A 21,973-nucleotide genomic window follows, 5' to 3' on the forward strand; every position below is an offset into this window, starting at 1 on the left:
AACCTAGAGTTTTTTATAATGCGGCCTTCGGGTTCGTGAAACGTAAACCAGCATTATCATGATAACATGCCCACTCATCTACGATAGCACCTTCCGGCCCAGCCATCATAAAGTGGAATGTTTCTAATTCCTTCAGACGTAATACATCACCAACCTTCTGGATCACAAAATTCTTGCTCTTGATCGGACCGTGTCCAGCAGGGATAGCCGGGGCATTCGGAGTCTCATCACCAACCTCAGAGAAATTATAAACCCAACCCTTCTCTACCATCCAAGACTCATGTTTAGCCGGGAAGTCTGTTTTTACATGCGCGTGCTCCGGAATCATCTGGCCTGGCAATAAATAAATAGCATGAGCGAAATACTTATACTCCGGATCATTAATCCAGAAAATACCGCCCATTCCTACGTTCTCAAAATCCCCCAAGCCAAAGTCTGTCACCCACATATCTTTCGCCATCAACTCCGTAAAAGGAACATCGTAGAAGGCAAACATATCTTTCATCGCCTCCATAGCGACATCTTGTTGAAACTTGCCGTCTTTATAAAAATCGGCGTTCGTGTACTTCTTTGAATAAGCCATTTTTTTATTTTTTTGATTGTTAGTATTACATGCATTCGTGCATTCTTCACGGCAAATACCTTCCGGACAATTGCCTTCTCCGTTAGCGGCGCAACAAGTAGCGTCTGTCGTTGTCTTTCCTGTACATGCGACCATAGATGCTAATACCAATCCCATAGCCGCCATTTTCATGTTCAAACTTTTTCTCATTTGTCTTTGTGTATATTTGTTAGTACTTAATTTATTTCAACGTATCGCTATACCCTCGATCTCAATCAATAACTCATCCCTGCACACATCGGCCCACATATAAGAGATCGGGATATTCAATCCGTAAGTATTCATCAACCGCTCGGCTTCCTCATAATCGGATTTATTTTTCAAGTAAACACGTAACTTGACTAATTTAGCGTCGCCTATCAGTTCCGCTATATTTTCCATCGTGATCCGTAACTGACATTCCAACCCGACCTCTCTCAAGCTCTCCTCTCCACGGATAGCGGCCGTACCGGAGATATAGATTAATGTGCGATCCTGAAAAGTCATGCTCTTGGCACGTTCGAATTTAGGTGTCGTTTTCTTTTGTCTGGCGGCCTCCAGCACTTGTTCCGAATAAGCATGAGCCGCTACCTGCAACTTATTATCTATCGGCGTAGCAAAAGCATCCGGCGAAGTAAACACGGCAGCATCCACATCAATCAAGATTCCTCCCAGATTTGCCCCGATACCCGTAGCGGCCGGATATCCATTCATCCACTCCGTCTTACTATAAAAATCAGATCGAGCGTTATTAAATGCCTGATAATGCTGATCCGAGCCGTCAAAAGCCGTTATACGTTCAATATAATTCCATTGACGGATAATACTATTCAACGGAAAACCTTCCCGACGAAGTACATCCCCCAACAACCGGAAAGCCTCCACCGACTGAGCCTCGATACCAAAATGAAGCACATCACCTTGGAAACCGCCGGCGAAGAGAAAACGTCCCGACGCATTTTCCAATAAAACATACGGAACACCTTGATAATGACGGAAAGTAATCCGATCCTGCGCATCGGGCACATAACTATGTACCTCCATCAACAATGGAGCGTTCAACGGAGGCTGAGAGACATAACTCAAAGCCGGCTCACAATCTCCATAATATCGACGAATTTTTTCCCGGAGCAAAACACGACGTTTCACATATTCCTCATTCGTGCCCGGTGTACCGAAAAAGGCTAGTCTCACGATAACCTCATTTTGAGGCAACCGAGATAACAGATCGTCCACCATAGCCGTGAACTCTGCCGGCTTGGCACTTAATATCGTATAATGTATTTTCTCGCAATAATTCATATTATTCTATATTTACAAGGAGTTTACATATTCAGTTAATGCCTCGATATCTTTCTTGGAAACCTTTTTATCAATACCATGTTTATAGACCTCGAACACTTCTTCCATAGTAGCCGCACGTCCATCAAACAGATAGGGAGCTGTACGCCAAACCTCGACTAAAGTAGGTGTATCCCACCCCTTCTCAAATTCAATATCCTCACCAATACGGTGCATTTTCATATCCGTATAATATGGTCCGCTATGACACTCGCCACATTTCAGCTTTTCAAAGACCTTTCTCCCCTTTCTCGCCTTTTCTGATAATTCCCCATTTACCAGATACGGGCTAGGTACCGGACGCAAGGATTTCAGATAAGCGTCTACACATTTCGCCATATCCTCTTCCGGCTCAAAAAACTGAATAAACTTAAAACCAGCACGAACCGCATATTCCGCGGTCTCACGAACTCCAGAGATCATACTGGGAGGTGTCACATGTGAATATAGCATGCTCTTACAATTCTTCGAATTACCTACTCCATCATTCATCAAATCCCAGTTCATCCCATCCGTACGGGCATCTCCCGGATGGCAACCGTTACAACTCTGCCATCCCTGATAGCAATGATTCGCATCATTAAAGTATTTCTCGCCTTTATGTTCCAGCGTTTCTGTACGTCCCGGATTCATATCGGTAGCCGTTACTTCCAGCGTATTTATATCAATGACATTCAAGATGTCTGCAAAATAGGTAGGAACGATCAATTTGTCACCCGAAAATATGAAATCACGAGGGCCGTTTCCTTTTAAGGGAATTCGCTCACGAAGCCCATACAAGAAATTTAAGTCATAATCCAGACGACTCTTATCTTTATAAGACTCAAACTTAGCCAACATCGCAGGATGATCAATCACGCTAACCTCATGTGTACCGCTATGCGTAATAAAAATATGTTTGTCATCGCAAGCGATACTCCAAATACCGGCTGCTCCCCGATCAGGCTCATCCACCAATACGGCCCCCACGAATTCCTGCTTTTCCACATTGATCACGCTAAAAGCACTCGTGTTCATCCAACCTTGTTGAAGCTGGGAAGTAGGCACGGTAAATCGCCCCAAATTATGAGAGACATATATATATTTCCCGTCCGGCGTAATACACATACCCCGTAAGGCATTACTACCATTCGCAAGCTGGATATCCTTTACTTTCGTAAATCCATCCATCTCAATTACTGATACACAAGCGGCCACAACATCCACGTCTGCCCGTTGAGCAGGCAAGAAATTCGTGACAAACATATATTTCCCATCCTTGCTGAATACAGCAGATTTCGGCTCACGCAACACTTTCACGCTCCGGACTACCTTACGCATCACCGGATCTATCTCAACCACCGAATTATCGAACTGATTACATACATATATATATTTCTTATCTGGTCCGAATATCGGATAACATGCACCCGAACCTGTCGGTATAGCCGCTTCCACCCTACCCGATTCCAAGGAAAGCACCTGTAAACGCCCAGTCTTCTGGAAAGTTGTCACATATACTTTATCCCCATCCGGAAGCAAACCGGTCGGGATCTCATCAAACGGATATGAATGAAGCAGGTTTTTACCATCCGCAGAAAAGACATCTAGACGTTTTGTTCCTTTCTGCGCCATTAACAGTTCCCCTTTCGCATTCAATACCGCGTCCGTAGTAAAGAAAGGTGGGTTGCCGGCTGAGGCGAGAAAAACGCAACAGCCTAGCAAACACGCCACCAACGAGTTTTTCATCAAGTATTTTCGTGTGTTCATGGTATATTTCGTATTCCTTATTTTCTAAATCCAAGTTCATTCGAGATCAATCCCGCAACCTCTTTGATTGCTTTGACCGAATTTTTCACTACCTCTTTCGACAAACGATCTTTCGGACCAGAGATCCAGATCGCCCCACAAGGATATCCCGTATAATTAAAGATCGGGGCACCTACACAAATCACCCCACTTAATTCCTCTTCATTATCCATGGCGTACCCCAACTTAGCCACTTTCACTAATTCCTCCAAATACGCCTCGCGAGAAGTGATTGTCCGGGAATTATACCGTGTAAACGTCATATAAGACAAATAACGATCTCTCACTGTCTTCGGCAAATAAGCCATAATCGCCTTTCCGGGAGCCGAACAATGTAACTCAAAAGGCTTTCCCGGCGATAGGACGAAACGAAACGTATGATGGCCTTGCGCCTGTTCGATGAAAATTCCTTTCTCATCTCCCAGCACTCCGAAACAAGCGGTTTCTTTTACCTGGTCGCGTAAATCACGCAAATGTGGTAAAACGGTTTCCAATAGGTTATGTTCATTCAAGGATCTGAAACCAAGTGTCAATAATTTCCGGGAAAGTTTATAGCGTTTCGTATCTTCATTGAAATTAAGATACTCCAAGCGTACCAATGTATTCAAAATACGGTAGGCCGTAGTCTGGGATATATCAAGCGCCGACTTAATATCCTGCAATGTCTCCCCCGCCGACCGCAAGGACAAGTACTCAAGAACCGCTATGCCCTTTTCTAAATTGGGCACTTTGTAGTTCTCATCCATTTTTTCCATATTTGGCAGCGTATTTTCCATATTTGAAATTACATTTCAGATCTGAACCAAATATAGCTGTGATGAATTTAAACAAGACATGAAATATGTAAAAAAGCGTTAAGTATGTTGCAGAGCATAAATATCATAAAAAAAGCCGGAATTACTTCCGGCCTTCTCCAAACACTCTAGCTATTTTATTATTTCTTGCAATCGCAAGTTGAATAAGCCACCAACATCCAAACCAATTTCTCTTGTTCCTTCAAATAGTCGCTCATCAAAGCCACCGTTGCCTCATCCCCCGCTTCAGATGCTAAAGAGAGAAGTTTACGTTCCTCAGCGATCAAATAACCATATGTATCAAGGATATTCCCTAAAGCCTCGTCACCGCAAGATACATTTGAGACCTCTTTTACATGGGCTACTTTTAAATACTCGCTGAACCTATTCTCCGGTTCACCCCCCAGCATCAATATACGTTCTGCCAACTCATCAACCTTCTCTGCCGTGTCATTGTACAGTTCCTCGAATTTACCATGAAGGACGAAGAAACCATGTCCCTTGATATTCCAGTGGAAACCACGAAGATTCGTATAGAACACTTGGTAATCTGCCAATAATTGCTTTAAACCTACTACTACATTATTTATTACAGATGCATTTAAATGGAGATAATCTAATGTTTTCATAATTGCTACTTTTTAATTATTATACTTTTCATTTTTCTTGTATCACAAAGGTACGACAAGTATAAACGGCTGTCAAACAGATAATTTCTATATCCAAATAGAAGGAATTTATTAAACAAACAAAAGATGATTGATCAGGGGTATGTACAAGCGATTCCGGCTTCTTCATCCCACGCTTACTATCAACCAATAGATTATATACAATTAAAAAAGCGTATCCCTGTTGCGGAACACGCTTTTTCAGATACTTTTTATCTAACTTCTCTGGATATATCCAGTTAGTTTTATCATAATACAGCCCAACGTTTCAATGTAGGGAAAAATAATCTCATATTCGCTATGGTTTCTTCTTTCGTATAATGAATATCCATATCTTTATTGAACTCATCGATAAATTGAACGCAATGGTCAATCATTTGCTCCATCGTACAATCCATCGTGAAAGCCCCGTCTTTATAACAATAGCAACAATATTCTTTATTCCTACTTCCGTCACGGTTCGTTCCTAGTTCCTCATTCTTTTGCAGCGGCATGCCACAACTTTGACAAAATGTTGTTTCCATACTCATTTATTTTATTGGTATATAAATGGTAAAGATACACAATAATCCTAACAGTCGCATCGAATATTGAACATTAGCATATAGTATTTAATATCTCCATAAAAAGTAATCCTTAAACCAATAAAAATATCCGATTAGAATCAGTAAGTGATGAAGATTATCTACTCGTTCTACTTTCAATATCATCAATACATTCATTTTCCGGGAAAAAGCTCTGCGATTTTATAAATATATCACGATACTTATCAAGCAAATCAATATCTTGCAAATCATCGATATCTAAAATTTCACGGATTAAATCCGCTTTTCCTGCTTCTATCTCCACTTTTGGTATCATATATCTCTATTTAGATTAATAAGTAAAACCATTTATTTTTTAATTTTAAACAGGCTTTTCTAAGCTTTTGTTTATAGACAAATTGAATTTAACACAACCAAGCCCTTTTTCACCGTATACCCAATTAGTATCACAGCCCTCTCTATTCACAAATTATATAGAAGATACCTTGATAACCATCCGGGCAACTTATTATCTACGGAAGTTTTCGGACAGCAAAAAAATCGCTATATTTGTACTTGTTATCAGAGGGCAGAACGAAGTAAAAGTCTGTTTTCTTAACAATATGATCTTCTCACAAAGAGCGTTACTACGTACTGTCAGGATGTTTGTTATTGGTAGGTCGCCGCTTAACAAAGCCAGCTTCCACTTTAACACCTTGGTACAAGAATGAATACTAAAATTAATTATTAACGAACCATCCAACCTAGCTTGGATTTTAAATGAAAAGTACTTATGAATATACAGCAACTCGAATACATTTTGGCCGTGGATACTTATCGTCATTTCGCAAAAGCAGCGGAACATTGCCGGGTGACACAACCAACATTGAGCATGATGATCCAAAAGCTGGAAGACGAACTGGGTATTAAATTGTTTGACCGGAACTTACAACCTGTTCGCCCCACACCTGCCGGACGCAAGGTTATTGAGCAGGCAAGAAACGTCTTATACCAAGCATCCCTTATTAAAGATATCGTGAACGAGGAAGAACAATCACTAAAAGGTACATTTCGCTTAGCGGTACTACCAACAATCGCTCCCTATTTATTGCCCCGATTCTTCCAACAATTATCGGAGAAACATCCAGACCTTGATATCCGCATCCTGGAAATGAAAACCGCTCCCACTATGTCCGCTCTACAAAACGGAGAAATCGATGCCGCTATCATAGCAAACCAACCCACAGAATCCTATTTGCAAGGAGACATATTATACTACGAGCAATTTTTCGGATACGTGGCTCACAATGAGTCTATCTTCAAAAAGGATTTGATCCGTACCGCCGATATCAACGACGAGCGGTTGTGGTTACTCGACGAGGGGCATTGTTTTCGAGACCAATTGATGCGTTTCTGCCAGATGGAAAAGGTAAAAATTCGCCAAGCCGCTTATCGTTTAGGTAGCTTGGAGACTTTTATGCGCATGGTAGAAAGTGGCAATGGTATCACATTCATCCCGGAATTAGCTACTCTTCAATTAAATAAGGAGCAGAAAGAGTTAGTACGTCCGTTCGCCATCCCCAAACCAACACGGGAGATCGTATTAGTCACCCGTAAGGACTTCATCCGGCATACGGTAGCGGGAATCTTGATAGAAAGTATCAAGAAAGCAGTCCCTAAAGAAATGCTGACTCTACAGCCTGGACAAAAAGTAGTGTGATTTTTCCGGTAAATCCCATAGGGTATTTCTTTTCTGAGCGATCATATAAGTAGAAAGAGATTATTTACCATATAAAAACAATACAAATATGAAAACACTCTGTAAACAAACTATGGGATTTATCCTGATAATACTGTTGACCTGCCATGCAACTCTCACGATGGCACAAGATAACGCAGACGATGAGTTTATTACCATCAGCGGTGTAGTAAAAGACAAACAAACACGAAAAAAACTGGAATACGTGAATATCTCTATTCCGGGGACTAATGCAGGAACAATCACCAATAAAGACGGCGAGTTCTCTATCAAAGTGAGAAATAACCTCCACGCCAGACAAGTAGAAGTATCGCACATCGGATATTTAAATGGGTTGATCCCAGTGAACAACAAGGATATATCAGAATATACGGTATTACTCGAACCAAATACGAATACACTTAGCGAAGTCATTATTCGGGCCGGAGACCCTCGGTATATCGTTAAAGAGGCCATTGAGAAAATAGATAAAAACTACATTGCCACAGGTAGTATGCTCACAGGTTTTTATCGGGAAACCGCACAAAAGGGCCGTCGTTACATTAATATATCAGAAGCGGTTATCGATGTCTATAAAACACCTTATAAAGACAGGAATGTAGAGCGAGACCGGGTACAAATCTATAAAGGACGTAAATTATTGAGCCAAAAAGCTAGCGATACATTAGCCGTGAAACTATTAGGAGGACCCAACCTGTCCGTTTATGTGGATGTAGTAAAGAATCCGGATTTATTGCTCGATCCGAATGTCATACCTTATTACGCATTCCGCATGGAAGAAAGTGTGATGTTAAATGATCGACCACATTACGTAATCAGTTTTCAGCCTCAGGTGATTTTGCCTTATGCCTTGTATTACGGCAAGCTTTATATTGATAAGGAAAAACTTTCTTTCAGCCGTGCGGAATTCGCTCTTAGCATGGATGACCGGAATAAAGCAACCGAGGCTATTCTTCGCAAGAAACCTTTTGGCCTTCGATTTAAGCCAGTGGAGGTAGCTTTCCTCGTAACTTACAAAGAACGCGATGGCGTAAGCCATCTGAGCTACATCCGAAATGAGGTTCGCTTCAAATGTGACTGGAAACGAAGACTTTTCTCTACTAATTATACGATCGTATCCGAAATGGTCATTACCGATGACAAAGAGCAAAGTAACTCCATTCCCTACCGGATGTCCTTTAAAGCGGATCAGTCTTTATCCGACAAAGTATCAGACTTCGCCGATGAGAATTTCTGGGGAGCCTACAACATCATCGAGCCTACCGAATCACTGGAGAACGCAGTACACAAGCTGAAAAAACAACAAGCAAGATAACTTTAGCAAGGATAAGGATTTACCTGCCCTTATGGGGATAATTCATATTGGATCGGAAAACGTCCTGCGAACTATAAAGTATCTTTGACGGTCTGCTAAATTGCCTATTACCAATCATCAACTGAATAGAAATGGATCTGTTCGTACTCAAAAAGATCAAGGAAGGGGATATCAAAGCTTTCGAGAACATCTTCAAGCTTTACTATACCCCTCTTTGCCTATACGCAACCAGTATAACAGGAAAACAGGAAATCGCGGAGGAGATCGTTCAAGACCTGTTTTATGTGTTCTGGAAAGAAAGGGAATCTCTTCCGATCTTACGTTCCATCAAGAATTATCTTTATGGAGCGATCAGGAACCGGTCTTTACAATATCTGGAGCATCAGGAAGTACGACAGCGATACCAAAACACGGTTCTGACCGGGGAGGTTCCAAAATCCGAATCAGATACCCCGCAAGACCAACTTGAGTACAAAGAACTGCAATCCTTGGTGAACCGGGCATTAGGGAAATTACCCGAACGCCGTCTTCAAATCTTCCGTATGCACCGTTTCGAGGGGATGAAATATGCGGAGATTGCCTCCAGTCTCTCATTATCCATAAAAACAGTAGAAGCGGAAATGACCAAAGCGTTACAAGTACTAAGAAAAGAAATCGAGAATTATACTTAACAGTTATGAGTCAAATAGAAAAAAATAAATTGAAAACAGACCAAGCATGGGAACAATTATACACACGCTTGGAGCAAGACGGACTTTTGGATAAACCGACTTCCGATAAACAAATCCTGTATCGGACCGGACTTATGAAATGGGTTGCCGCTATCGTTATACTCTGCGTATCGGTAATCACAGTTATTTTTCTTAGACAAGGACGGACACCGGAAACCGCTCTACTTACCTTACATAATAACGAGGCTTCCACCACCTTGATCACGACCCTAGAAGACGGATCTATTGTTTATTTGGCCGATAACAGCCGGCTAAGCTACCCAAAGCATTTCCAAAGAGAAAAAAGAGAGGTGTCCCTACAAGGAAATGCCCTTTTTGATGTAAGTGGAAATAAGGCACGTCCTTTCCTGATCGAAACCGAACAAGCCCGGATCGAGGTTTTGGGAACCTCATTCAATATCAAAAGTTCTGATAAGAACATCTTTGAATTGGCCGTCCGACGAGGATTAGTGAAAGTGACACTCAAAAAGAACGGAGAACGAACATTGGTGAAGGCCGGTCAAACCGTTTCCTTGCTTTCCGACCAATTGCAAGTAACTCCTACTCAAGACAACGAACAATTCTCCAATTACACCCGCCGGATTCAATTCAAGGATGAGAAACTAGTGGATATCTTACATGTGATCAATCTGGAATATCCGAAGACATCCTTGAAGACAACGCCTGATCTAGAAAATAGACGGTTGACTGTCTGTTTCTATAATAATTCACCTGCAATGGTGGCTGAACTGATTTGCGCGGCTCTAAAACTAAAATGTACGCAAGAAAACAACACATGGATAATTTCCGAACCTTGAAATGGCCAATCATAGGATGCTTACTACTCCTCGTAGTCTTTATCCCTATAAAAGCACAAAACAGCAACGTATTGGGGCAACTCATACAATTGCCAAAATCAAAAGGAACTATTTACCAACTGCTGGGACTCGTTACGAAATGTTCCGGTTATCTTTTCATATACGACAGCACCATTATCAATAATGAACAAACGACATCAATAAAAGGTGGAGATTATACGATACAAGAAGCCGTGTACGCAATTACCGGTAATAAGGGCTTGGCGATCCGTGCGATAGAGAACCATCTTTTACTCTATGTGCCAGAGAACCCCTCCGTACTTTCTAAAAGCGTATCCGTACTCCCTGATTCCATACAAACTTATTTCATGATAGAAGGTTCTTTGCAAGATCAATATACCCACGAGCCGATTGCTTTCGGATCGGTAGGAATCAATGAGGCCGCTATCGGTACTATCACCAACCAGAACGGAGATTTCAGGTTGAAATTACCGGACTCACTCCGGTTATCCAAAGTACTTTTTTCTCATATCGGCTATCTTCCCCGGGAAATGGATAGCCAGGAACTTGCAGGCAAACATACCACCCTATCTCTCGAGCCAAAAGTAATCTCCATCCAAGAAGTCATCGTACGCTTAACAAATCCAAAACGCTTATTACAAGAGATGTTGAATGGGAGAAAGAATAATTATGCCCAACATCCAATTTTCCTTACCACATTTTACCGAGAAGGTATTGAGCGTAAAAAAGGTCTAGTAAAACTAACCGAAGCTGTTTTTAAGATATATAAGGCATCTTATCACACCAAAGCTCTAGCCGATCAGGTCAAACTATTAAAAATGCGCCGTATCAGTAACGAGCAGGAAAAAGACACGTTGATCACAAAAATGAGATCGGGTATCTACTCTTGCCTTATCTTGGATTTGATGAAACAATTACCGGAGTTTTTAGATCCCAACCCGGATTCACGCTATACATACGCCCATACGGACATCACGGTAGTGGATGATCGCCTTGCCAATGTTATCTCTTTTGAGCAACTGAAAAGTATCGATGAACCGCTTTACCGGGGACAAATATATATCGACACGGAAAATAACGCCTTATTAAGAGTAGACTTTGAGGTAGCTCCTCGATATATCGAACAAGCGATCGGCATGTTTGTTGAGAAAAAAAGTAGGAATTTACGGATCACCCCTCAAAAAGTAACTTATACGGTATCTTATAAACAATGGAATGACACTTATTACATTAATCATATCCGAGGAGATCTGCATTTTAAAATTAAAAAAAGAAGACAACTTTTTAACACAGGCATTTTGCATACTTGGTTCGAAATGGTTACCTGCAAAATAGACACAGCTAATGTCTACCGTTTCTCACGCATTGAATCGCTCCCTACGCACACGGTTTTCTCAGATACTCACTTTACTTATGATGAAGGTTTCTGGGGAGATTTTAACATAATATTACCCGAGGAAAAACTAAATGAGGCTATTAGCAAAATCACCTCTAAGATAGAGGAAATAAACGACTAATCCCTTAAAAATCATAAAGAGAGCCTTTTCGCAAAGGCTCTCTTTATAGGTTTTTAATAGGTATTAGTCTTTAAGGCAAAAAGATTGTTTAGGTTATCTGCATGCAAAGATGGGCTAATTAATATTATTGAGCAAATAAAAAAAGATATTGTACAACACATTTTTTTAAGTTTATCGAAACTTCTTTGCAGCTTGTGTTACTTTTTAACAATTACAGGCTCCAATAAATCATACGATGGATACAGCCTCGATAAATCCCTTTCACATCTACCAGTACGGCATGCTCGTTCGTGATCGACATGAAGTAAGATTCATCCAGCTTCAGATAGGTCGCATGGGCGACAGCTACCACCACGGCATCATATTTCTTACCGGGCTTCTCTACTAGACGGATACCATATTCCCGCAATACTTCCGAAGGGGAAGCGAACGGGTCCATCACATCTACTTCGGCCCCGAAGTCTTTAAACTCGTTGATAATATCCGCGACTTTCGAGTTTCGTATATCCGACACATTTTCCTTGAAAGTCATTCCCATCACCAGCACATGCGCCCCTAGAATATTTTTCCCTTGTGAGATAATTTTTTTCACGACCTTTTTTCCGATATACCGCCCCATGGAATCATTTACGTAGCGACCGGAATTGATCATCTTCGGATGGTATTGCAATTCTTTGGCCTTATGTACCAGATAGTAGGGATCTACCCCTATACAATGTCCTCCTACCAACCCGGGAGAGAAAGGGAGGAAATTCCATTTTGTTCCAGCGGCTTTCAAAACATCGAACGTATTTACACCCATACGATCGAAAATTATGGATAGTTCATTCATAAGGGCTATATTTACATCGCGCTGGGTATTCTCGATAATCTTGGCCGCCTCAGCCACTTTGATGCTAGGCGCACGGTGTAACCCAGCTCGGACAACAAGTTTATAGACTTCCGCTATAGTTTCTAAAGCCTCGGTATCACAACCGGCAACAATCTTTACGGTATTTACCAAAGTGTGTACCTTATCGCCCGGATTGATCCGTTCCGGTGAATACCCGACCTTAAAGTCCTTCCCTACTTTCAACCCAGAAACCTCCTCCAAGATTGGAATGCAATCCTCTTCCGTGCATCCCGGATATACGGTAGATTCGTATACTACATAATCACCTCGCTGAAGAACTTTCCCTACCGTACGGGTCGCACCCAGCAATGGGGATAAATCCGGTTCGTTATGACTGTCTATCGGAGTAGGAACGGCTATCACATAAAAGGCTGCTTCTCTTAACCTCTCTACAGAAGAAGTAAATATGATATCTTTATGCTCGAAAGTCTCCGCAGGAAGTTCTCCGCACGGATCAATACCGTTCCGAAGTTTCTCCAAACGCTCCTCATTGATATCAAATCCGATAACTGAAACATATTTAGCGAACTCCATCGCAATAGGAAGCCCGACATATCCTAATCCGATAAGGGCAAGTTTCGTTTGTCTATCTAGTAACTTTGTATACATCTTTATTATTTCGTCATTCTACTTAAAAAACACGGATTTCCACAAATATCCTCAACCCCTGCCGACCTTCTTCTTCCACCAGCATTACCAATTTCCACAATGCATATAGAAAAGAAAGTAATCTTTTCACCAGCAATGTATATCATATGCAAATGTAACAATCTTCACTTTACCTAACGATATAAAGGGCTTTTTATTTCATATAAGAAGTCCCTCATCTCTTTTCTGGAACAAGAAACCTCTGGGTAAAAAAACAGAAAATTCAAAAAGGGAATAAATGGCATGTCTCTTGGTAAGAGATCGTAGAAATACGTTTCAAATGTAATTATAATTGGTGAAACAAAAAACTATAAAGATCATTTTAAGGCATAATTTACACTTTTAGCTATTGTAACGTGCTAATCAACAGTGTATGTAAATATATCATGTTATTTTCTACTATCCATTTTATGGCTAATTCGTGTAACGAGAAAATATATTTTTCCAAGCTATAACCTTTTCCGTTTTCGAGTACCAATCTGAGTAAACTGAGTAAAAAAGATACTTCATTATATTTTACATATTTGATAATAAGCAGAATAAATATTTCTACGATCTCTTACCAAGAGACGGTATATCGTCTACATGACGAGTATATCCGTATTGTCTGGAAAGAGATAAAAGAGACCTTTATTTATTACTAATAAAAACACAAGAAAAGATGAGTAACCTTAAACAGAATTTTAGGAAAGGACTTGCTTTCGGTAGCCTCAGCCTGATTTCAGGCGTAGCATTACCAGCGAGTTTTAACCTTTCGGTGGAAGAAAACGGATTCGTCCGTGTGGTGTCACCATCCGATGTGGTACCCACAGTATCTTTAAGCCAGCAAAAAGAAGAAGTAAGCAAGACCATTACGGGAACGGTGGTAGACGCTTCCGGAACACCTGTTATCGGAGCGAACATCATGGTCAAAGGAAGTTCTAATGGAACAATTTCGGACATAGATGGTAAATTTACACTTTCCGTACCGGAGGGCGCCATACTTGAAGTCTCGTACATCGGTTTCTTGTCTCAGGATATACGAGTTGGGAATCAGGATTCTTTTCAAATTATATTGAAGGAAGATACCCAAAAATTAGATGAAGTAGTAGTTGTCGGCTATGGTACGCAGAAAAAAGTGACATTGACCGGATCGGTTGCCGCTATCAATAGCGATGATATCTTAACAACGAAAAACGAGAATGTAGAGAATATGCTTTCCGGAAAAATACCGGGTGTACGTGTCGTACAAAAATCTAGTGAGCCAGGTTCTTTTAATAACACTTTCCAAATTCGCGGAATGGGGAATCCATTGATTATTGTAGATGGTGTTCCAAGAGAAAACATGAACCGCATTGATGCTAACGAAATAGAGAATATCTCCATTCTTAAGGATGCTTCAGCGGCTATCTATGGTGTACGTGCCGCTAACGGTGTAGTACTTATCACGACCAAACGAGGAAAAGGAGGAAAACTAGAGCTGGACTATAACGGTAGTGTAGGATGGCAACAAGCAACCGGCTTACCAGAAACGGCAAATGCGGTAGAATATATGACGATGATGAATGAGAATGCGATTAATAATGGTCGTTCGCCTATGTATTCAGATACTGACTTCGAGCCTTACTTGAATGGGAGCAGACAAAGTACAGACTGGGCAGGGTCGGCCATTAATAAGTTTGCCCCCCAGACCCAACATAGTTTTAGTGCTCATGGACAGACGGAGAAGATCAATTACTTTATCAATTTTGGTTATTTGAAGCAGGATGGATATTGGAAAAGTGGAGATTTGAACTATGAGCGTTTTAATGCCCGTTCTAATATCAGCGCTCAATTGACAAAACATTTGAAAGCCGAGGTCTTGCTAGGGGCAATGAAGGATACAAAAAATGCTCCTTACTCAGATGCTTGGTTAGTCTACAAATCCATCTGGACACAAGTTCCTACTTGGCCTTTATATGCAAATGACAATCCAAATTATATGTATAACGCCGCTGACGCAGACCACCCGATGGCAATTACCGACGCAGACATCAGCGGCTACAAGAAAAATAATACAAAAAGTTTCCAAAGCACGTTCAACTTAGAGTATGATGTCCCTTTCATTCAAGGCTTGAAGGCGAAAGCTTCTTACAGCTACGACTACACCATGTGGGAAAATAAGGAATTCGAGAAAGAATATACATTATACACTTACGACACGGAAAACGCTGTTTATAATCCAACGAAGACACAAACCCCGTCATCTGTCAAACGTTCGTTCAAAGAACATGAATCATCTTTATTACAATTATCTTTGAATTATAATCGGACATTCAATGAATTACATGATGTGAGTGTACTGGCATTATACGAAGAGAATACACAGCGGATGGATAACTTTTACGCAAAACGGCGTTTCAGTATGGATTCTGTTGATGAACTTTTTGCCGGGAATTCCTTGAATCAAGAAGGTTCCATGAATTCAAGCGGTTATTCTCCCAACACAGCTTTGTACAATCAGGATGGATTGTGGAAAATTGCCAATAAAGGCTGGGTCGGACGTTTAAATTACAGCTACGCCTCCAAATATATGGCAGAGTTTAGTTTCCGTATGGACGGTTCTTCCAAATTCGCGGCAGGACATCGCTGGGGCTTTTTCCCTGCAGGTTCGATCGGTTGGCGTTTATCGGAAGAAACTTTTATTAAGGAAAATCCATCATTATCCTTTATCAATAATTTGAAATTACGTGCATCCTACGGTAAAATGGGAGACGATAATTCCTCTACTTATCAATTTTTGACAGGCTATGATTACCCTTCAAGCGGTACTGTATTCGATGGAACATATGTGAATGCCCTTGGAATGCGAGGTATGTCGAACCCATACATCACCTGGTTTACTTCCAAGATGCTAAATATCGGTATAGATGCCGATTTATGGAATGGGCTTTTGGGCTTTCAGGTCGATTACTTTACCCGTGATCGAGACGGATTACTCGCTACACGAAGTTCGAGTTTACCGGGAACAGTCGGTGCCAGCCTTCCGCAGGAGAACCTAGAAGGAGATATGACGAAAGGCTTTGAAATTGCGGTGACCCATCGGAATACAATCCAGGATTTCACGTATTATTTCTCTGGAAATTTTTCTTACGCTCGTACGAATTGGACAAAAAAAGAAATCTCCCGTCGTGGAAATTCTTATCGAAATTGGCGGGATAATTCTACAGACCGTTATAACGATCTATGGTGGGGATATGGTTATTTAGGACAATTCACATCCTATGATGAGGTTTATCATTCTCCAATCATGGATTCAAAAGGTAATTCCACGGCACGTCCGGGGGATTATGCTTATGAAGATTGGAATGGTGATGGTGTCATAGATGATTATGATAAGCATCCTATTGCCACGACAGGCGATCCGAAGATTAACTTTGGTTTTACTATCGGAGCAGAATGGAGAGGCATTGACCTAACAATGTTGTTCCAAGGCGCAGCCATGAGTAACGTGAAATACCCGGAACAACTGGAAATGCCATTATATTGGGACCGTAACGGCTTAGCTATGTTCATGGACCGCTGGCACCTAGTGGATATGAATAATCCGGATAGCGAATGGATTCCCGGTTATTACCCTTCTACAAACACCGGGGAAACAAAGAACTACGAGGAATCGGAACGCTCCGTACAGAACGCAACTTACTTACGATTGAAGAGTCTGGAAATCGGGTATACTTTCCCGAAACAATGGTTGTCTCGCTTAGGGATACAACGGGTTCGTTTGTACTTCAGCGGATATAACCTAATAACCTTTACTGGTATCAAATACTTAGATCCGGAACATCCTAGCGATACTTACGGGTATTTGTATCCTTTGTCTAAAACTTATAATGTCGGCATAAATGTTTCATTTTAATTAATTAAGAAACCATGAATCACAAATTGATAATAGTAGGGTGCTTGTCTGTCGCTACCCTGTTCTCCTGTAATGACCTGGATGTACCACCAATGAATATCATTCAGGATGAAGATGTTTTCTCTACAGAATCCGGAATTACAGCTTATATGGCACGAATGTATTCCGAGCTTCCTATCGAGGATTTTAAGTTTAAGATAACCGATGGGTTCGAACAGGATTTTCCGAATCCGGGCTCGGGTATTTGTACGGGCGAATATATGTTAAATCGCCAACATTTCATTTATGACTCACCTTCCGGAGAATGGTTTCAGGCATGGAATTATTCAGCGGTCAGAAATATCAATTACTTCCTGCAAACATTTCCCAGCTATGAGGAATCCTATTCAGAAGAACAATGTGATAACTTTTTAGGTGAAGCCTACTTCCTGAGAGCTTTTAACTATTTCGCCATGGTGAAACGTTACGGAGGTATTCCTATCATAAAAGAAGTACAAAATTTTCCGGAACAAAATCTGGAAGAATTACAAGTACCGCGTAATACAGAACAAGAGGTTTACGACTTTATCGCAGAAGACTTGAACAAGGCGATTGAGTTGCTTCCCGAAACGAGCGTATCCAAAGGACGAGTCAATAAGAATGTGGCATATGCCTTACTATCCAGAGCAATGCTATACGCCGCTTCTATCGCCCAATACGGGACGATTCAGTTAGACGGAATCTTGGGAATCCCAGCTTCAGAGGCAAAACGCTACTACGAATTGTCATATAATGCATCGAAAGCATTGGATGGTAAATACAGTTTATATAATAAATACAGCGATAAATTCGAGAATTATTGGCAGTTATTCCTAGATGAGGAAAGTCCGGAAAATATATTTTGTAAGTATTACGTTTATCCGGAATACGCCCATAACTTCGATATGTGGGCAATACCATTTCAGATGCGCGGGGCAGAAGGATATGGCTCGGGATGGTTACCGACCTTGGATCTGGTGAAGATGTTCGATGACGTAGACGGTAATTCCGACTGGCTGAAAATAGGAACAAACGCCTCTCCGGTACGTTATGAAAAACGGACAGACCTTTTTGCCAAGGCAGAACCTCGTTTGCGTGCTTCTGTCATTTTCCCAGGAGATGAATTTAAGGGAGAAGTAATAGATGTACAACAAGGTTTGTACGAATCTTATCCCGATGGAAAATTACATACATCTTCCGAACCGACAAATATCCCTTTGTATAATGGTGTACCAGTTATCGGGAAAAGCGGAATGGGTGCTAACGAGACGACAAACACTGGTTTCTTTGTCCGTAAGTATCAAAATCCAAACTTAAATAACGCAGATGTCACATATAGTAAATCGACAACACCGTACATCGAATGTCGTTATGCGGAAATATTGTTGAACCGGGCAGAAGCGGCCTACGCTCTGGGCAAGAAAGAAGACGCACTGAATTGCGTTAACCAGATACGAGAACGTGCAGGGGCAAAACCGTACACCACAGACCAGTTGGACGAGAAATCCATACAAAAGGAGAGACGAATGGAATTGGCTTTCGAGAACCATACTTATTGGGATCTACGCCGTTGGCGGATCGCTGATTCGGAAATCAATAACCGAAAGTTCAAGGCCCTTTGCCCGTATTATATATATGATGAAAACAAGTATATTTTTAAGGAAGAAGAACTCTCCACTCCCTTTACTTTCCAAGTGAAAGTATACTATCAACAGATACCAACTACAGAGATTGCAACAAATCCGAATTTGGTACAAAACCCAGGATATTAATCAAGTATAAAGACAAGAAATAGGATGAAAAGTACAAAATTATTCGCAGTATTTACTTTTACCGCATGCCTGATGTTGTCGTGCGGCACATTGGATAATTACGATGGACCGGAAGAAACATTGACAGGACGGGTAATCGACAAGATAACCGGCGAGCCGCTCGCAACAGAGCAACCGAACGGATTCCGTATCCAATTGGCAGAAATCAGTTGGAGTGATAATCCTCAGTTAGAATATTTCTGGGGAAAAGCAGACGGAACGTTTCAAAACACGAAACTGTTTGCCGGCACTTACGAAGTGACACCTGTAGAAGGCCCGTTCTTTGACGTGGAACCGAAAACGGTAGAGATCAAGGGCCAAGTAAATGTAGACTTTGAAGTGATGCCTTTCCTGCACATCTCTCTTTTACATATCGAACGAAAGGGAGAGACGCTAAACGTATCCTATAAGATAGAACGCCAACAAGTCGGGGAAAAGATTATAGATACTCGCATTTTTGTCTCGACAAATCCGAACGTAGGCTCTAATATCATAGATACAGATTTAAGTCCGATGAAAGATTTATCTTCTATCCCCGATAATGAGATCTTGAATACGACATTTGAGGAAACAATCACCGGCTTGGAGGAAAAACGTACGTACTATGTTCGTATAGGCGCTCGGACTGAGAGTGGCGACAAACGCTATAATTTTACGAAAACCATAGAATTGTAAGTTAACTCTTGTTTTTCTTTCGTATCTAATATTGTTTTTTCTGAGGAAGTTTCAATAAAGATATGGAAAAAATTAGTAATGCTCCGAAAAATGAAGGTACTTCAAAACATGATACACCTTCATTTTTCGGGAGTTAAAAAATATTCCCCACCCCTCTCTTTGTTTTTTGTCTTGCTTATTTTCCGGAATGCTAAGGCGGTTACTCCGAATTTCCGCTTGAAAGCAATACAGAAATGGCTGGGATGTTCGTAACCGGTCAGTTCGGCTATCTCGGCAATGCTCTTATCCGTATCCAGCAAATAAGAAGAAGCCAATCGCATCCGATAGTCGAATAAGAAAGAAAAGGCTGTTTGCTTGAAATACTTCTTAAATTCCGTTTTCAACGTACATTCATTAGTCCCGACACGCAATGCCAACTCATGCAAAGATGGCGGGGAAAGGTATTCTTGCGTCAGTATCTCTTTGGCTAGAAATATCTTCTCCTTGATAACCGAATCCCTTTCTTTTCGGGATAAAGGCATATCCAAATCACCGATAAACAGCGAAAGCGCCTCCTGTATCTTAGATTCCAAATACATTTCCGAGAAATTCCCCAACATACGAGCTTGGGTAATACTTTGAACACATTCCTGCAACAAAGGAGAAACAAGCTGGTTTCGAGGCGAGAAGATAAAAGTCTCGCCCCGTTCTTGCCGTAAATACACATCCTCGAAATAGGCCGGATACCGCTCTGCCAAAGAACGCAAGAAAGGAACGGATATAACCAAGTTCAGCATCTCAAAGGTCTTCCCTCCACGAAAGAAATTATATTCATCGTGATAATCCGAGCCAACCAAGATATTCGCCTCCTGTCGTTGCCACGTATAACGCTTGCCGGATTGGATAAACTCCACACTCCCTCTCTGGACAATTCCCAGCGAAAGGAAAGACCCCCCATCGTGTTTTGTCCGAAGGCTGCAATCATTTGCGCTATATATCGATGAATGAACGATATTGAAACGATTATTTCGTGTTTCCTCAAAACAACCTTTAAAATAATGATTCCGGACTGTCCATCGCTTATTCTCGCTCCGTGAGATCGGGGAAAAACGGATAGCATCCGACAGATCATAGCTCATGTCGATACACTCGTTATCTTCCGAAAGTTCGTACCTTACCATTTTATTCCTTTATATAAAAAAACGATTCCTTTTCTCGTAATGATTCCTATCCGCAAATAAACCATTTTTGTAATGATAAAACAATCGCAAATTGTAGGTATTTACTTATGGAAACAAAGATTAAATTAAACTTTCAGGATAAGGTAGCCGAGACATTATTGATTCCTTTGTGGATGCGGGCACAAGAGACGCAGCGAAAAGACGCTATCATCCGCGACGAGAAAGCATGCGAGATTGTCTGCCATTTGGATTACGACTTTTCTCAATTCAGCAATGACAAGATGAGCCTCTTGGGTGTATCCATCCGGACACGCTATTTAGACCGGGTGACACAACGTTTTATCGACCGCGAGCAGAAACCGGTGATCGTACTCCTAGGATGCGGCTTTGATACCCGTTTTCAACGTTTACGGAACAGGGAAAAGGCAATCTGTTATGAATTAGACCTACCGGAAGTCATGAATCTCCGCAGCCAATTATTACCCGAAACAGAGAACGACCGCTACATCTCCGCTTCGATGTTCAGCACCGCCTGGATGGAACAACTCCGGAAACAACACGCCCACCAACCGTTTATCTTTATTTGCGAAGGTGTATTGATGTATTTCGAGATAGAGATGGTAAAACAATTCATCCAAGATTTGGCCGCTCATTTCCCCGATAGTGAACTATACATCGAACGTTCCGGTACAATAATGGTGAACAAGGCGAAGATGCACTCCTCCGTCAAACATACAAAAGCGCAATTCAAGTCCGGCATAGACAATCCGCACGAAGTAGAAACTTGGGCATCTAATATTCAACTTCTGGATACTTTTTATTTCATGGACGATGAACGAAAACGAGGTGGAATCGCCGGTTGGTTTATGCGCCAGATACCTGCCCTTCATCGCTCATGCGGTATCTGGGGATATCGGATAACAGCGGAAAGAAAATAAGATATTCGAGATTTATAAAAAAGAAATAGCGCTCCGGAGAAAACATAATGATTTTTCCCCGGAACACCATTTCCTTTTTCTTGTACCCCCGGCTTCCC

At 41.3% G+C, this 21,973-nt stretch carries 18 protein-coding genes; 9 read left to right on the plus strand and 9 right to left on the minus strand.

The window, feature by feature from the left end; translation table 11 throughout:
- Positions 1–13: 13 nt before the first annotated feature.
- The 7 genes from Q0110_RS06010 to Q0110_RS06040 all read right to left on the minus strand — a co-directional run bounded on the left by Q0110_RS06010 (position 14) and on the right by Q0110_RS06040 (position 6,053).
- The gene (locus tag Q0110_RS06010; protein WP_297904163.1) at positions 14–772 is read right to left on the minus strand and encodes a hypothetical protein; all 759 of its coding nucleotides are present in this window, start codon (positions 770–772) and stop codon (positions 14–16) included.
- A gap of 36 nt (positions 773–808) precedes the next feature.
- Entirely contained in the window at positions 809–1,903 is a 1,095-nt protein-coding gene (locus tag Q0110_RS06015) for an endoribonuclease L-PSP (protein WP_297904166.1), read from the minus strand.
- Between the two features lie 12 nt (positions 1,904–1,915).
- Positions 1,916–3,691, minus strand: coding sequence for a cytochrome D1 domain-containing protein (locus tag Q0110_RS06020; protein ID WP_297904169.1), 1,776 nt, complete (start codon positions 3,689–3,691; stop codon positions 1,916–1,918).
- A 17-nt stretch (positions 3,692–3,708) separates the two neighbouring features.
- Complete coding sequence (locus tag Q0110_RS06025) at positions 3,709–4,506, minus strand: IclR family transcriptional regulator (RefSeq protein WP_297904172.1); 798 nt, start codon at positions 4,504–4,506, stop codon at positions 3,709–3,711.
- A 158-nt stretch (positions 4,507–4,664) separates the two neighbouring features.
- Positions 4,665–5,153 carry a Dps family protein gene (locus Q0110_RS06030; RefSeq protein ID WP_297904175.1) on the minus strand — a complete coding sequence of 163 codons (489 nt, stop codon included), beginning with the start codon at positions 5,151–5,153 and terminating at the stop codon, positions 4,665–4,667.
- 287 nt (positions 5,154–5,440) lie between these two features.
- Positions 5,441–5,716, minus strand: coding sequence for a zinc ribbon domain-containing protein (locus Q0110_RS06035; protein WP_297904178.1), 276 nt, complete (start codon positions 5,714–5,716; stop codon positions 5,441–5,443).
- A 157-nt stretch (positions 5,717–5,873) separates the two neighbouring features.
- Positions 5,874–6,053, minus strand: coding sequence for a hypothetical protein (locus Q0110_RS06040; protein ID WP_297904180.1), 180 nt, complete (start codon positions 6,051–6,053; stop codon positions 5,874–5,876).
- 456 nt (positions 6,054–6,509) lie between these two features.
- On the opposite strand from Q0110_RS06040, the gene Q0110_RS06045 reads away from it, so the two are divergent.
- The 5 genes from Q0110_RS06045 (at position 6,510) to Q0110_RS06065 (ending at position 11,856) form a co-directional block, all read left to right on the plus strand.
- Positions 6,510–7,436 carry a hydrogen peroxide-inducible genes activator gene (locus Q0110_RS06045; protein ID WP_297904183.1) on the plus strand — a complete coding sequence of 309 codons (927 nt, stop codon included), beginning with the start codon at positions 6,510–6,512 and terminating at the stop codon, positions 7,434–7,436.
- An 88-nt stretch (positions 7,437–7,524) separates the two neighbouring features.
- A complete protein-coding gene (locus Q0110_RS06050; RefSeq protein WP_297904186.1) occupies positions 7,525–8,790 on the plus strand; it encodes a carboxypeptidase-like regulatory domain-containing protein in 1,266 nt (421 codons plus the stop codon).
- A 131-nt stretch (positions 8,791–8,921) separates the two neighbouring features.
- Positions 8,922–9,461: an RNA polymerase sigma-70 factor gene (locus Q0110_RS06055; protein WP_297904189.1), complete on the plus strand. Its 540-nt coding sequence runs from the start codon at positions 8,922–8,924 to the stop codon at positions 9,459–9,461.
- Positions 9,462–9,466: 5 nt separating this feature from the next.
- A complete protein-coding gene (locus Q0110_RS06060; RefSeq protein WP_297904192.1) occupies positions 9,467–10,318 on the plus strand; it encodes a FecR family protein in 852 nt (283 codons plus the stop codon).
- Positions 10,297–11,856 (plus strand): STN and carboxypeptidase regulatory-like domain-containing protein, encoded by a 1,560-nt coding sequence (locus tag Q0110_RS06065; protein WP_297904201.1) that lies wholly within the window; start codon positions 10,297–10,299, stop codon positions 11,854–11,856. Before Q0110_RS06060 ends, Q0110_RS06065 begins: the two co-directional genes overlap by 22 nt.
- 211 nt (positions 11,857–12,067) lie before the next feature.
- Here Q0110_RS06065 and Q0110_RS06070 read toward each other — a convergent pair whose 3' ends face one another.
- Positions 12,068–13,357 carry a nucleotide sugar dehydrogenase gene (locus Q0110_RS06070; protein ID WP_297904216.1) on the minus strand — a complete coding sequence of 430 codons (1,290 nt, stop codon included), beginning with the start codon at positions 13,355–13,357 and terminating at the stop codon, positions 12,068–12,070.
- Positions 13,358–14,057: 700 nt separating this feature from the next.
- Here Q0110_RS06070 and Q0110_RS06075 point away from each other — a divergent pair.
- Genes Q0110_RS06075 through Q0110_RS06085 form a run of 3 tightly spaced genes read left to right on the plus strand, consistent with a single transcriptional unit; the run spans position 14,058 to position 19,777 of the window.
- Positions 14,058–17,273, plus strand: coding sequence for a TonB-dependent receptor (locus Q0110_RS06075; RefSeq protein ID WP_297904219.1), 3,216 nt, complete (start codon positions 14,058–14,060; stop codon positions 17,271–17,273).
- A 14-nt stretch (positions 17,274–17,287) separates the two neighbouring features.
- On the plus strand, positions 17,288–19,063 hold the full coding sequence (locus Q0110_RS06080) for a RagB/SusD family nutrient uptake outer membrane protein (RefSeq protein ID WP_297904222.1): 1,776 nt from the start codon (positions 17,288–17,290) through the stop codon (positions 19,061–19,063).
- 24 nt (positions 19,064–19,087) lie between these two features.
- On the plus strand, positions 19,088–19,777 hold the full coding sequence (locus Q0110_RS06085) for a DUF3823 domain-containing protein (RefSeq protein ID WP_297904226.1): 690 nt from the start codon (positions 19,088–19,090) through the stop codon (positions 19,775–19,777).
- 119 nt (positions 19,778–19,896) lie between these two features.
- On the opposite strand, the gene Q0110_RS06090 is transcribed toward Q0110_RS06085, so the two are convergent.
- Positions 19,897–20,937, minus strand: coding sequence for an AraC family transcriptional regulator (locus Q0110_RS06090; protein WP_297904228.1), 1,041 nt, complete (start codon positions 20,935–20,937; stop codon positions 19,897–19,899).
- A gap of 107 nt (positions 20,938–21,044) precedes the next feature.
- Between Q0110_RS06090 and Q0110_RS06095 the strand changes: the two genes are divergently transcribed.
- Positions 21,045–21,875 carry a class I SAM-dependent methyltransferase gene (locus Q0110_RS06095; RefSeq protein WP_297904231.1) on the plus strand — a complete coding sequence of 277 codons (831 nt, stop codon included), beginning with the start codon at positions 21,045–21,047 and terminating at the stop codon, positions 21,873–21,875.
- The last annotated feature ends 98 nt before the right edge of the window (positions 21,876–21,973 follow it).

It is taken from the genome of uncultured Parabacteroides sp., from assembly GCF_947855115.1.
In the GTDB taxonomy this organism is placed as follows: domain Bacteria; phylum Bacteroidota; class Bacteroidia; order Bacteroidales; family Tannerellaceae; genus Parabacteroides.